The organism is Gluconobacter oxydans DSM 3504 (genome assembly GCF_000583855.1).
Classification (GTDB): Bacteria; Pseudomonadota; Alphaproteobacteria; order Acetobacterales; family Acetobacteraceae; genus Gluconobacter; species Gluconobacter oxydans.
The window spans coordinates 915,015-927,999 of the sequence record NZ_CP004373.1 but is presented as its reverse complement, the minus strand read 5'-3'; the positions used below and the strand labels follow the sequence as shown (position 1 = coordinate 927,999).

At 58.5% G+C, this 12,985-nt stretch carries 11 protein-coding genes; 7 read left to right on the top strand and 4 right to left on the bottom strand.

Annotation, left to right across the window (positions count from 1 at the left end; translation table 11 throughout):
• The first annotated feature begins 30 nt into the window (after window positions 1-30).
• Window positions 31-2,271, top strand: coding sequence for a primosomal protein N' (locus GLS_RS04120; protein WP_041111341.1), 2,241 nt, complete (start codon window positions 31-33; stop codon window positions 2,269-2,271).
• Between the two features lie 10 nt (window positions 2,272-2,281).
• Here the strand turns inward: GLS_RS04120 and GLS_RS04115 are convergent, their stop codons facing one another.
• From GLS_RS04115 to ykgO, 3 genes are all read right to left on the bottom strand, one after another.
• Complete coding sequence (locus GLS_RS04115) at window positions 2,282-2,524, bottom strand: hypothetical protein (RefSeq protein ID WP_041111340.1); 243 nt, start codon at window positions 2,522-2,524, stop codon at window positions 2,282-2,284.
• A 91-nt stretch (window positions 2,525-2,615) separates the two neighbouring features.
• Window positions 2,616-3,287: a tetratricopeptide repeat protein gene (locus GLS_RS04110; RefSeq protein WP_193363846.1), complete on the bottom strand. Its 672-nt coding sequence runs from the start codon at window positions 3,285-3,287 to the stop codon at window positions 2,616-2,618.
• Between the two features lie 41 nt (window positions 3,288-3,328).
• Entirely contained in the window at window positions 3,329-3,454 is a 126-nt protein-coding gene (gene ykgO / locus GLS_RS04105) for a type B 50S ribosomal protein L36 (protein ID WP_007281615.1), read from the bottom strand.
• A gap of 215 nt (window positions 3,455-3,669) precedes the next feature.
• Here ykgO and GLS_RS04100 point away from each other — a divergent pair, with 215 nt between their 5' ends.
• From GLS_RS04100 to GLS_RS13240, 5 genes are all read left to right on the top strand, one after another.
• Window positions 3,670-4,107 (top strand): hypothetical protein, encoded by a 438-nt coding sequence (locus GLS_RS04100; protein ID WP_041111338.1) that lies wholly within the window; start codon window positions 3,670-3,672, stop codon window positions 4,105-4,107.
• A gap of 167 nt (window positions 4,108-4,274) precedes the next feature.
• Window positions 4,275-6,284: an FUSC family protein gene (locus GLS_RS04095; protein ID WP_041111337.1), complete on the top strand. Its 2,010-nt coding sequence runs from the start codon at window positions 4,275-4,277 to the stop codon at window positions 6,282-6,284.
• Window positions 6,278-6,478: a DUF1656 domain-containing protein gene (locus tag GLS_RS04090; RefSeq protein ID WP_011252304.1), complete on the top strand. Its 201-nt coding sequence runs from the start codon at window positions 6,278-6,280 to the stop codon at window positions 6,476-6,478. The genes GLS_RS04095 and GLS_RS04090 overlap by 7 nt, the downstream gene beginning before the upstream one ends.
• Window positions 6,479-6,530: 52 nt before the next feature.
• Entirely contained in the window at window positions 6,531-7,481 is a 951-nt protein-coding gene (locus GLS_RS04085; protein WP_041111336.1) for an efflux RND transporter periplasmic adaptor subunit, read from the top strand.
• A 287-nt stretch (window positions 7,482-7,768) separates the two neighbouring features.
• Entirely contained in the window at window positions 7,769-9,970 is a 2,202-nt protein-coding gene (locus GLS_RS13240; RefSeq protein ID WP_148295886.1) for an NACHT domain-containing protein, read from the top strand.
• Between the two features lie 104 nt (window positions 9,971-10,074).
• Here GLS_RS13240 and GLS_RS04080 read toward each other — a convergent pair whose 3' ends face one another.
• Window positions 10,075-12,186, bottom strand: a complete 2,112-nt coding sequence (locus GLS_RS04080; protein WP_041112644.1) for a S9 family peptidase — start codon at window positions 12,184-12,186, stop codon at window positions 10,075-10,077.
• Window positions 12,187-12,452: 266 nt separating this feature from the next.
• Here GLS_RS04080 and GLS_RS04075 point away from each other — a divergent pair, with 266 nt between their 5' ends.
• Window positions 12,453-12,965, top strand: coding sequence for a DUF2501 domain-containing protein (locus GLS_RS04075; RefSeq protein ID WP_041111335.1), 513 nt, complete (start codon window positions 12,453-12,455; stop codon window positions 12,963-12,965).
• Window positions 12,966-12,985: the final 20 nt, after the last annotated feature.

Genomic DNA, 12,985 nt, shown 5'->3' with positions numbered 1-12,985 from the left:
ATTTCGGAGCGTGGGAGGTTAGATACGGTCATGGCATCCAGCAGCCTATCCAAGCCTGATCCCCGGCGAAAGCCACCTTCCACCGGAACGCGCGTTTCGGTGCTCGTGCCGCTGCCGTTTCCGGGGCCGCTCGATTACCTCGCGCCCATGCCGCTTGAGCCCGGAGACCTCGTCACGGTCCCGCTGGGCCGGCGGGAAACCGTGGGCTGTGTCTGGGAGACCGATCGCACCCTGCCGGCCGATTTTGCGTTGCCGGTCGGTCGTGAAGTTCCGCTTGCGCGTCTGCGTCCCGTGGCGGGAAAGCTGGATGTTCGTCCTCTTCCGCAGAGCCTGCGCCGCTTCATCGACTGGGTCGCGGCCTATACGCTCACCCCGCCGGGCCTGGTGCTGGCGATGGCGACGCGTATCCATCTGAAGGACGCGCCCAAACCCGCTCTGGGCTGGGTGCGGACGGAGATGCCCGAAGGCGATCTGCGCATCACGCCAGCCCGTCGCTCGGTGCTCAATTTTGCCTCGTCCACGCCCATGACGACTGCCGAACTGGGCTCCCGAAGCGGGGCAAGTGCTGCCGTGATCCGTGGGCTGGCCAGTGCTGGCCTGCTGCGCGAGGCCGTCATCGCCGTGGCCGCCCCGTTCGCAACGCCGGACCCGAGCCATGGCGCGCCAAAGCTCTCCGAAGAACAGGCCGAAGTCGCGCAGGAACTCTGCGGGCCTGTCGAGGCGGGTCGGTTTCAGGTCACGCTGCTGGAAGGGGTGACCGGATCAGGCAAGACGGAGGTTTATTTCGAGGCCGTGGCGGCCTGTCTGGCCAAAGGGAAGCAGGTTCTGGTCCTGCTGCCCGAAATCGCGCTGTCCGCCCAGTGGACGGACCGCTTCATCCGCCGCTTCGGCGCAGAACCCGCTGTCTGGCATTCCGATCTCGGGGCCAAAAGGCGGCGCGAGACATGGCGTGCGGTGGCGGAAGGGAGTGCCCGCGTCGTGGTGGGTGCCCGCTCGGCGCTGTTCCTGCCGTTTTCCGATCTGGGCCTCGTCGTGGTGGACGAGGAGCATGAAAGCGCCTTCAAGCAGGAAGAGGGCGTCATGTATCACGGCCGGGACATGGCGGTCGTCCGCGCCCGTCTGGCGGATGCGCCGGCCATTCTCGTCTCCGCCACGCCGTCGCTCGAAACACTCGCGAATGTGGAAAGCGGCCGCTACCGGCATGAACTCCTGACCGCGCGGCATGGTGGGGCGACCCTGCCGGATGTCTCACTGGTGGATATGCGGGCCGATCCGCCGGAGCGGGGTCTGTTCCTGTCTCCGAAGCTCTGCACCGCCATCGACGAGACGCTGGAGAAGGGGGAGCAGGCCATGCTGTTCCTCAACCGGCGCGGCTATGCGCCTCTGACGCTCTGCCGGGCATGCGGGCACCGGATGCAGTGCCCGAACTGTTCGGCGTGGCTGGTGGAGCATCGGGCGCGCGGCATCCTGACCTGCCATCACTGTGGCCATACCGAGCGGATTCCGAAGGACTGTCCGGAATGTCACGCCGAGAACTCGCTTGTGCCCATCGGACCGGGGATCGAGCGCATTACCGAAGAAGCGAAGCTGCGATTCCCGGACGCGAAACTGCTGGTGATGTCCTCTGATACGCTCGGCTCTCCGGCGGCCACGGCAGAAGCCGTCCGGAAGATTTCGGACGGGGAGGTCAATCTCATCATAGGCACGCAGATCGTTGCCAAGGGCTGGCATTTCCCCAAGCTGACGCTTGTGGGCGTCGTCGATGCCGATCTGGGGCTGGGCGGCGGGGATCTGCGGGCGGCGGAGCGGACGGTGCAGCTTCTGCATCAGGTCGCGGGTCGCGCAGGCCGTGCCGAGCATCGCGGCCGCGTGCTGCTTCAGAGCTATGTGGGCGAGCATCCGGTCATGACGGCGCTGGTGTCCAACGATTTCCAGACGTTCATGGAACAGGAAGCCGAGCAGAGACGCCCCTCTTTCTGGCCGCCGTACGGACGGTTGGCCGCCCTGATCGTCAGTGCCCCGAGTGCCGAAGCCGCGGACGCGCTGGCGCGGGAGATCGCGCTCTCTGCGCCGGAGCGGGAAGGGGTGCAGGTTCTGGGACCGGCTCCGGCGCCGCTCGCCGTCCTGCGCGGACGGCATCGCAGGCGCCTGCTGCTACGGACAATGCGGGGCATCGCCGTGCAACCGATCCTGCGTCAGTGGCTTGGGGATATCAAACCCACCGGCGGAGCAAAGGTCGATATCGATATCGACCCCATTTCCTTCCTCTAGAGCTGGAAAATCAGTCCTTGCGCTTGCGGAAGAACTCAACCGTGGCGGTTACGACCGCAATGACGGCCAGGATCTGCTGAAAATACGGACGGAAGCGCTTGGGCCCGAAGGTTGCCATGGCCGTCATGCCGGCAAGGCCGATTTCGCGAGCGCGCGTGGCCTTCTGGCAGCAGGTCTTCATCTTGGAGCAGCAGCTCTTCTTGGCTTCGGCCTGAGGGATAGCGGTTGCATGGGCGGGGGACTGCTTGGTCATATAAAATCTCCTGAAAAAAGGAATCAGGGGATGAACACGCGGCAATACAAGGGGTTGCCAGAGCAACAGGTGGGCAGCACCGGCAGGAGCGTCAGTCCTGCTGGCCGTCCCGGGCCTGTTCCAGTGTCTTGAGTTGCTTGTCGGAATCGGGCGATTTCGGATTCAGCAGCAGCATCTGATGGAAGGCCTTAAGGGCGGCCTCGGGCTCATGCCGCTCATGTTCCGCTTCCGCGAGCATGCCCCAGGCCGTTGGATCACCGGGATCAGCCTGAAGCTCGACGCCCAGATCGGCGATGGCCCCGTTGCTGTCACCCGCAGCCAGCCGGATGGCGGCGCGCTGGCGGTAAAGCACGGACTGGTCAGGCTGGATCGTGATTGCGGCCGTCAGATCATCCTGCGCCTGCTGGAAATCATGTTTCTCCAGCGCATCATGCGAATCGCTGATGAGCATCTGCACGCTGCCGGTCAGAGCGCGGCTGCGGAGGGCTTCGGCACGTTCGGAAATTTCGCCGGCCTGCTTTTCATTCCCCGCCATGGCGAGAGCCTTTTCCGCATCCACAAGGCGGTCATGGAGCGTTTTGCGTGGCGGACGGGGGGAGGAAGCAGGGGCCGTGGCCTTTGCGGTTCCCGCCTGGGAGCCGGGAAGGGCAGGCTGTGCAGCAGAAGGCGCTGCGGGGCCGGACGCGGCAGGATCTGCGGCGCGTGCGGCCTGAACGGGCAGAAAAGTCAGGGCCGGGCTACAAAGCAGAACGGCGCCAGCCATCAGCCAGCGCCGCCCGTCCGTCATCCGGCAGACCAAGGGGTTCAGCCCTGGCGAGCCTTCATGCGCGGGTTCTTCTTGTTGATGATGTAAACGCGGCCGCGGCGGCGGACAACGCGGCAGTCCTTGTCGCGGACCTTGGCGGACTTCAGGCTGTTGCGGATCTTCATGGTGACAGGCTCTCGACGGGTAAGGCCCTTGCGGACCGGACAGCGGGCCGGAACGCCCGCGAAAGAATGGCCCCGATTACCCATCCCGCCCTGCAGAGTCAAGCTGGCAAGCCATGCAGGCGGCGGAATTCCTCGCTGCGGCCTGTTTGCAACAACCTGCAACAGCCTCGTTCAGGGTCTTTGTCCGGTCCGGATTTTCTCCTAACGTAAGAGTCATGATCAAGCGCCATTCCCGTCCCGCCCTGCTGCTGGCTCTTCTTCCTCTCGCCGTCGCCCTCGCCAGCCCTGTCGCGGCCCGGGCCGATGATGGCGAGGCCAAGACCAATGACGACGATCCCACGATCAACCAGCAGGGTTTTGCCATCAACAAGATCCTCCGGGTGCTGCAGACCAACCCGGACGCGGCGGGCGACTCCTGCATCAACGCGCTCAAGGAGATGCACCAGGCGCAGACGGCGCTGAGCAAGGAAGAAGGCATCGATCCCGAACACAATCAGGATATCGGCGTTGCGCGTGACGTTCTTTCCTCGGAAATGGAGGATGTCACGAATATGTGTGGTGCCGATGCCCGAACCTATTGCCGCACGGCCACATCCCATCCGGATCCCAAGCTGACTGCGGCCTGCAACGCCCTCCCGCCCGAGGAAGACTAGTCTCCCGGACGGCGCAGATGCGAAAACGCCGTCTGTCAAAACGTGTCCAGAGGATTCGAGGACTAACTTTTCCGGGCAAGCGCTCCTAAGGTTGGTAGTCTGATTCTGGTAATGAGGGCCGTGGGACTGTTTCTGATGAAGTCTGTGCCGGGTAAGGGGTATCGCTCTTGACCGCGGCACTACAGTCAGTTCTTCGCCCGGGGTGGCTCCAGTTCAGTCTCAGGACCTGGTTTGCACTTGTCCTGGCGCTTGGAACAGCCTTCTGGTCGCAGCTTGACTCTCCGGCCAGTGCAGGCGTGACCGTCATGATCCTGGCGCAGCCCCTGCGTGGTCAGGCGCTGTCCAAGGCGTTCTACCGCCTTGCCGGCACCGTGCTGGGCGTCAGCGTCTCCATCATTCTCGTCGCGATGTTCAATGAGGAGCGCGCCCTCTCGCTGGGGGGCGCAGCCCTCTGGATTTCAGCCTGTGCCTTCGTAGGCTCTCTGGAGCGCGACTTCCGGTCCTATGGGGCGCTTCTGGCAGGCTATACGGTCGCGCTGGTGGCCATTCCCACGATGGATGACCCGCAGAACATCTATCCCGTCAGCATCGCGCGCGCCTCTGACATCGCCATCGGCGTCGCGTCCATCGCCGTAGTGAACATTCTCTCGGGCTCTCCGGAAGCCTGGCGCAGACTGTCCACGGCCATGGAGACGCTGTCCCATCGCGTGCGGCAGACCGGCAAGTCCGCCATCATGGGCGAGCCGATCGCAACGCCGGAAGAGATGATCGGGCTGAGCGGTGAGATCCTCGCGCTCATGACCCAGATTTCCTATGCGCGGACCGAAGTCGAGCGCGGACGCCTGCGGATGGCGGGTGCGAGGCTCGGCATCATCGGCATGCTGACGGTTCTGACTACAAGTCGTGCCATCGCGTGGCTTCTGGAAACGGGGGGCATTTCCGACATCCTGATCCGTCACGTCCGGGCCTGGCACGAGCGCTCCGAGGACGGCACGACCCGTCTTGAGACGATGGATACGATTCTGGACGGCATCCGCAAGGAAGACCCGGATTTCGTCCCTTCGGCGCGGGAAGCCTGGTTTTTCGAGCGCTGCTCGACGCTGCTCAGTAACCGTCTGCATATCCGCACCGGCATGAACACGCTCCTGCGCGCCACACCGGCGGGCGATGCGCTCAAACTGGCCCATCTCGAGAGCAATCCGGACTATGTGACGGCATTCATCAATGCGATGCGCGTCCTGCTGGGCTTCAGTGTCGCCTCCGCGCTCTGCCTTGCGTCCAGCATTCCGGCTTCCGTTACGGCCCTCTCGCAGACGGCGTTGGTCCTGACGCTGGCGTCCACGGCCATTGACACGGCCCAGTTCGGCAAGGGCGCGATCATCGGCATGCCCGCGGGCATTCTCGTGGCGGCGTGGCTGGACTTCATGATTCTGCCCCATGTTGAAAGCATGCTGGGTTTGGCGCTGGTGCTTCTGCCGCAGACCATCATTTCCTGCCTGCTGCTGATGAATCCCAAAACGAGCGCCATCGGCTTCAATTACGGCGTGTTCTTTCTGGTGTTCATCGGGCTCGGCAATCACCACAATTACGACCCCCTGGCCTTCATCACCCGCAACACCTTCTATGCGATGGCGGCCGTGCTCTCCTTCGTGCTGCTGGTCCTGCTCTGGCCCCCCACGGCGCGGCGGCACCGGTTCCGGCTGGCGGTTTCCATCGCCTATGATCTGGAGACGCAACTCGCCGGGCATGGCGAGCGCATGGGGCCGCCACTTCTCAGCCGGAAATACGAACGCCTCAGCCAGTTCCTGATGTGGACGGACCGGATGCATGATCCCGGCCTGCGCTCCCGGCGTGTCTTCAACCGCTTCGTGGCCCTGGAGGACTTTTCCAGCACCATCGCCCGTGTCCGGCATTATCTGGATCAGGCAGGGCATCTTCATGGCCTCAGGCCTATGGTCCGTCATGTCCGTCGCCTGTTGGCCCACGACAGGCTCGGCCTTCTGGAAGCCGAAATTCCCGAACTTCAGGCCATGTTTTTCGAGCGTCTGTCCGACGGTATCCGCGAAGAGCAGTCCATGATCATCAACTGTATTGGTGGTCTTGAAGCCGTGCGGACCATGGTGCGCCTGAACCGTTCCGCCGTGCATCATTATGGAATAGGACGCAAACGATGGTGATGACACAGGTTGTCGATCTCGATGGCGTGCTGGTTTCGGCGTTCGTCATCAATCTGGCGCTGGCGCTTCTGACGCTGGCCATCCTGCGCTGGATCATGGGCTGGTTCGATCTGTGGCGTTTCGTCTGGGATCCGCCACTGGCCCAGTTCGGCATCCTGATCTGCCTGATCGGTATCTACACACTGATCCTCTGACCCCTTTATCCCCGCTTCGAATTCCTTTTTCCGAAACCAAGGTGACCGTCCCGTGCTTGCCAGTGCCCATCGCCTGATCCGCTTGACCATCACGCTCTGCATTCTCGTGGTGGCGGCTCTCGTGGTCGTCATTCTGTGGGATTACTACACGGCCTCTCCCTGGACCCGGAACGGACAGGTCCGTGCACAGGTCGCCAATATCGCGCCCCGTGTGTCGGGACAGATCCTCGACGTGCGGGTGAAGGACAACCAGTTCGTCCACAAGGGGGACGTGCTTTACGTCATTGATCCGTTCGACTTCAAGGTGGCGCTCGATACTGCCAAAGCGCGTGTGGCCGAACGCAAGGCCGATCTGGAATTCCGTGTCGTTCAGGCCCAGTGGCGCAAGGCCATTCCCGGCACCGCCGTCTCCGTTGAGGAAAAGCGGCAGTATGAAGCTCTGTCTCAGCAGATGCAGGCCCAGTACGATGCGGCGCAGGCCGCCGAGCGTCAGGCCGCGATCAATCTGGAGCGAACGGAAGTCCGCAGTTCCATCGACGGCATCGTGACCAACCTCATCATGCGTCCCGGTGACTTTGCAACGGCCGGTGTGGTCAACATCCACATCATCGACACCAGTTCCTACTGGGTGGACGGCTATTTCGAGGAAACCAAGGTTCATGACCTCGACGAGGGCGATCTCGTCCGCATGGATCTGATGGGCTATCACGACCCGCTTTTCGGCCATGTCGAGAGCATCACCCGCGGTATCGCCAGCAACAACGCGCTGGTGAACAAGCAGGGCCTGCCGGAAGTGGACCCGGTCTATACTTGGGTGCGTCTGGCGCAGCGTATCCCGGTCCGCGTAAAGATCGACAAGATCCCCGATGACCTGACGCTCGCTGCCGGCATGACAGCCACCGTGACCGTCGTGTCAGAAGAGGGCAACCGCCGTCACCGCTCCACCCACGCCGCCTTCCAGCACTTCGGCGACGACATCCGCCATCTGTTCGGCCACAGATAAGGATTTTAAAATAAAAGTTTTTGGTGAAGCTTTTTTCAAAAAGCTTTGAGGCTCTCCGCCTTTTTGGAAAAAGGCGGAACCCAAAAACTTTTATTTGTGGCTTTTCCTTTCGGCCATCGTCCCATTTATGACTACGTCCGCTTACGCCTCATAAGAGACGTCGTGACGACATTTTAGTCATCAGAAAGCAGACATTCCTAGAATTCATATTTGTTATTGACATTTAATTTCGGGGTATGGAAAGTTACTGAACCTAATATGTGTTACGAAAATGGGATTAAATATTTATGTCTAAAGGCGACTTATTTGAGCGGAAAGTTAGGGAATTTTCAGCTGTACGGTTTAGTTTGCCATTTCGACAAGAGCATCTAGCGGGAATTAATTTTGATTGCGTAGCAAGCCGGCGAGATGATTATAAAATTATTATTGAGGCAACTGTAAATCATACTTTAGAGAAAATTAGAGGCGATGTAGCTCGGCTTCAGATTGTAAAGCAAAAACTATTAGGGGAAGGGGTTTTTGCTGAGGTTTATATAATTTTAGAAAAAGAGCCTACAACTTCTATGATAGAATCGGCTAGAGCCGCTAGAATCGAAATAACTTCGTTCGAAATATTTTATAGAAATTGGTATGATTCCTCATCTTATGTTGCGGCACGGCTCCAACGGTCTTTTGGAAGTGCTATCAATGAAACGCAAGAGGGTCCGGATACTCGACCTTACGTTCCGGTATTTTTCGACGACCGAAGTGGACATCGTTACAAACTTGAGGACTTAGTTACCAGAATTCAGCATGGTGCTAGAATAGTAATGATCGGCGATTTTGGAACTGGGAAAAGTCGCTGTATTCAAGAATTATTTTCAAAGCTCATTCCAAAGAATGCCACGGAAAAATCTCCCATATCAATAGATCTGCGAACAATGTGGGGCACTCAAAGCGCAGAAGAACTAATTTATCGTCACTATTCAATGCTCCAACTTGACGGAATGAAGGAACGGGCGGTTGAGGCCCTTCACAAGGGTGATTTATTTCTTTTGCTTGATGGATTTGATGAACTAGCAATACAAGAGTGGGGTAGTGAGCCAGATGCGATTGCAAAATCTCGCGCACGTACAATGGAACCAATTCGAGACATATTAAATAGAACAAAATCTGGGGCAATAATTTGTGGGAGAGAGCACTATTTCAGTAGTGATAATGAGATGCTTGCGGCTCTAGGTCTAAATAAAACTGCTATAATAGTTGAAACCCCTCCAGAGTTTTCCATGGACGAGGCGAAGAAGTTTTTGCATACCGCAGGCTATGATGGGCACATTCCAATATGGTTGCCTCGTAAGCCTTTAATAGCAGAAATGTACGCAAACTTTTCCCAGAAAAAATTAATAGACGCTTCTTCGGGAAGACCAGAGTTTTGGGAAAGTTTTATTGACGCACTTTGCAGTCGTGATTCACAAATTCGCGCAAGCTATGATCCCGAGACCATAAAAAATATCCTCCGTTTATTATCACGGAAAACACGAATAGCTCCAGATGGACGGGGCCCCATTACACCGACAGATGTACAGCAAGCATTTACTTCTATAGTAGGACAACATCCTGCACAGGAAGCAATTTCAATGTTGCAACGGCTACCTGGATTAGGGCGTGTCGCTGCTGAAACAGATGATCGTCAATTTATTGATGATTTTATCGCTGAAGGTTTGCGCGGCTTTGATGTTAGCAGTATTCTTGCAACTTTTGAAGAGAATATTAAAAGTTCCGAATGGAAACATGGCGCAGGAAATCTTGGCCTAGAGATAATTGCAAATAGGCTAAATAAATCATTTACTATCATTGATGCGGTTAAGCGTATTCAGAATGGAAGAGGAGAAAATGAAGGCCCACTTAACTGCGATATTGTTGGGGGAATTGCATTATCGTCGGTTAGCGAGATTGATATTTCCGGGTCAGAAATATGCGGTGGTTACATTTCTACCTTTGATTTGTCGGAAAAGAAAATAGAAGGTCTTCACTTATCGGGTTGTGAAATCGGATATTTGAATATATTTAATTCTAATACTATAGATACAATTATTTCCGACTCAATTATTGAGACTTTAGATGGGGTCTCGGGTAGCGAAGTTCCTGATTGGATTAAGAATTGTGAAATCGAAAAAAAATCGAACCTGGATACCGTAGCTCGTATCCGGAAAACACATCTTAAGCCTTCAGAAATAATACTAGTTACTATTTTGCGAAAAACTTTCTTTCAGCCCGGCAGCGGTCGCAAAGAGGAAGCATTACTACGTGGTCTCGGAGAGTATGGGGATGCGAAGCTTCAGGGAAAGGTACTGCGCATTCTTGTCTCTTCTGAATTTTTGCAAGAAGCTAATGGAAGGTCTGGAAAATTGTACATTCCAGAAAGATCAAAGACGTCTCGTGCTAGTAAAATGATGTCACAGCTTCAGCAGAGCAACGACCCGATTTGGCTGGAGGTGTCGCGATTCTAGAAATTATTTGCGATTAATCTGGTTGATGCACGCAGCACCCTAATAATACGTGTGAGATAGATAACCGACCTTCCGCTTCCCCCCCCCCCCATAGCGGTCATTCATTAAGCGCGATCTATCGCCCAAATCGCAAAGGCCTGAACGAGCGCGACTTCTTCCAGTCTTTTGAAGCGGCCGGATGAGCCGCCGTGGCCGGCTTCCATGTTGATGCGGCAAAGGAACGGGCCGCCGGACGTTACTTCCCGCAGTTTGGCGATCCATTTCGCGGGCTCCCAGTAAGTAACGCGCGGGTCGGACAGGCCACCCATCGCCAGAACCGGCGGATAGGCCTTGGCTTCGATGTTGTCATAGGGCGAGTAGCTGGCGATCAGGTCATAGGCGGCGGGATCTTCCAGCGGATTGCCCCATTCCGGCCATTCCGGCGGTGTCAGCGGCAGGGAGACGTCGGACATGGTGTTGAGCATGTCCACGAACGGCACCTGCGCGGCAATCCCCGCGAATAGCTCCGGCGCCATGTTCGTGATTGCGCCCATCAGCAGACCGCCAGCCGAGCCGCCCTGCGCGACGATGCGCCCGGCCGAGCCATAACCTTCCGAGACGAGGTGTCGGGCGCAGGCGATGAAATCGATGAAGGTGTTGGGCTTCTTCGTCCCGCGCCCGTCCAGAAACCAGTTCCAGCCCTTTTCGGACCCGCCGCGCACATGGGCGATGGCATGGATCCAGCCCCGCTCCACCAGACTGAACACGGTCGTGGAGAAATCGGCGTCCATGGCGATGCCGTAGGAGCCATATCCATACAGAAGCAGCGGTGCCGATCCGTCCAGAGCCTGCCCTTTGCGCATCAGGACCGTGATGGGAACCTGCGCTCCGTCAGGGGATGTTGCGAACAGGCGGCGCGTTTCGTAGCGGCTTGCATCATGGCCGGACGGGACTTCGCGGATCTTGCGCAGAACGCGCTCGCCGCTCGCCATGTCGTAATCGTACCAGTGCGCCGGATTGGTCGGTGACTGGTAGATATAGCGCAGGGCCGAAGCGTCATATTCCAGCGTGCCCAACATCGTCAGGTCATAGGCGGCCTCGTCCATGCCGATGGCTTTAGCCTGCGCGCGGATATCGCCTTCCGTGCCCTCGGGCACAACGAGAATATGGATGTTTCCGTCCCGCCGCTCGGCCCAGGCGAGATGCCCGCGCGAGGCGCTGGCCCCCAGCAGATAATGCCCTTCGCGGTACGGCACGAAAGGCGTCCAGTTCTCGCGTCCTGTTGCCGTGTCGGGCGTCTGCATGAACTGGAAGTCCACGGCGCCGCCTGCGTTGGTCAGGATGATGAAACGGTCGTTCCAGTGCGTCAGGGAATAGCGCTCGCCCCGCACCAAAGGGGCTGCGACGACGGGCAGGGCCGTCGGGTCGGAAGCCGGGATAAGCAGCGTCTCGTTGGTATCATGATCGCCGCGCTCGATGACGATCCACTTGCGGGATGCGCTGACGCCGATGCTGAGGAAGAACCCGGGATCGGTTTCGTCAAAGACCAGAACGTCCTCGCCTCCTGTCAGCGGACGGCGATAGATCTTCGACGGGCGGCCATTATCGTCGCGATAGATCCAGAACAGCCACTGGCTGTCCGGTGAAATGGCGAAGCTGCCCGTCGTGCTCGGCACTGGCGGAGCACAGAGTTCACCCGTCTCCAGATCCTCGACCTGAATGCGATAGACCTCGGAACCCTGAATGTCCTCCGCATAAACGAAATAGCGGTGATCGGGGGAATGGTCGGTCTGCGACAGCGCATAATAGTCATGCTGCTTCGCCAGAGCATCGGCATCGAGCAGAACCTGTTCTTCGCCACCGCCGCGCGGACGACGGACCCGCAGGGGATGCTGCGCTCCGTCCTCAAAGCGGACATAATATTCCCATGGGCCATCCGGCACCGGCACAGAGGATTCCGCCGGCGGGATGCGGCCGATCATTTCCTGAAGCAGTGTCTCGCGCAGCGGTTCCATGCCAGCCAGCACGGCTTCCGCATAGGCGTTCTCCGCTTTCAGATGCGTGGCGATGTCTTCGCGCAGAACAGACGGATCGCGCAGGACCTGCTGCCAGTTCTCATCCTTCATCCAGGCATAGGAATCCGTGCGTGTCCGCCCAAGCTGCGTGGTGGTCAGCGGCTCACGGCGGGCGACGGGAGGAACGGGTGCGGCGGAGGGAGCATCGGGGTTCTGTGACATGGGCAAACTGTGACGCAGAAACCGTCGCCGTTCAATCCGCTCCTGCGGGGGAAACAGAGGACCCTGATGTGTTCGGTAAAACGTGATGATCCAAAAGTTCCCGCATGACCGCCATGAGGAAAAAGGACATCTCGCAAGAAACCACGTCCGGTCTGGAGTGTTACTCAAGGCAACGGAGCATCCTTCACGATGTTCCAGACCGGATGATTTCTGTATCTCCTTCTCAGGGGCGCACAGGACATCCTGTATATGGAAAGAAGAGTGCCATGATTTCGAACAAGTATTTCGCTGTTCTTGCTGCTGCCGGCCTGACCATTTCGGGTGCAGCTGTCGCCCAGACGGTACCGCCGGTCCCGCAGACCAGCCCCGTCCCCACGATCCCGGCCGGAACACAGGCGACCCTGCCGTCCGCCAATCTTCAGGCTGTTGCGGGTGGCAAGAACATCCTGACCGCCGCATCGCCGGGCACGCTGGGCGCGGATGGCCTTCCGTCCATCGAAAACGCCCAGGCCGGCAACGTCGCGGGGCTGAGCTACTACTGTGTGCAGCAGAAGCTGGTACTCGGCACGTCGCCGATCGTGGCTTCCCGCACGCTGGCAAAGCGCCCGGACGTTCAGAACGACCAGTTCTATTCGCTTGGTGGCAAGGGCCTGCTCCAGACGGCTGGCGGCAATGTCTTCGACATCAGCACCCTGCCCAAGGACAAGCGCGTCACGACGTGTAACGACATCGTCAAGAAGGCCCAGTCCTTCGGAGACTCTTCCGTCGTCGGACACTGAGGCTTCATCGTCTCAACGAA

Coding starts and splice junctions, on each gene's coding strand:
- GLS_RS04090 (WP_011252304.1), top strand. CDS start 6,278: ATGGTGATGACACAGGTTGTCGATCTCGATGGCGTGCTGGTTTCGGCG.
- GLS_RS04115 (WP_041111340.1), bottom strand. CDS start 2,524: ATGACCAAGCAGTCCCCCGCCCATGCAACCGCTATCCCTCAGGCCGAA.
- GLS_RS04080 (WP_041112644.1), bottom strand. CDS start 12,186: ATGTCACAGAACCCCGATGCTCCCTCCGCCGCACCCGTTCCTCCCGTC.
- GLS_RS04110 (WP_193363846.1), bottom strand. CDS start 3,287: ATGGCTGGCGCCGTTCTGCTTTGTAGCCCGGCCCTGACTTTTCTGCCC.
- GLS_RS04100 (WP_041111338.1), top strand. CDS start 3,670: ATGATCAAGCGCCATTCCCGTCCCGCCCTGCTGCTGGCTCTTCTTCCT.
- ykgO (WP_007281615.1), bottom strand. CDS start 3,454: ATGAAGATCCGCAACAGCCTGAAGTCCGCCAAGGTCCGCGACAAGGAC.
- GLS_RS13240 (WP_148295886.1), top strand. CDS start 7,769: ATGTCTAAAGGCGACTTATTTGAGCGGAAAGTTAGGGAATTTTCAGCT.
- GLS_RS04120 (WP_041111341.1), top strand. CDS start 31: ATGGCATCCAGCAGCCTATCCAAGCCTGATCCCCGGCGAAAGCCACCT.
- GLS_RS04075 (WP_041111335.1), top strand. CDS start 12,453: ATGATTTCGAACAAGTATTTCGCTGTTCTTGCTGCTGCCGGCCTGACC.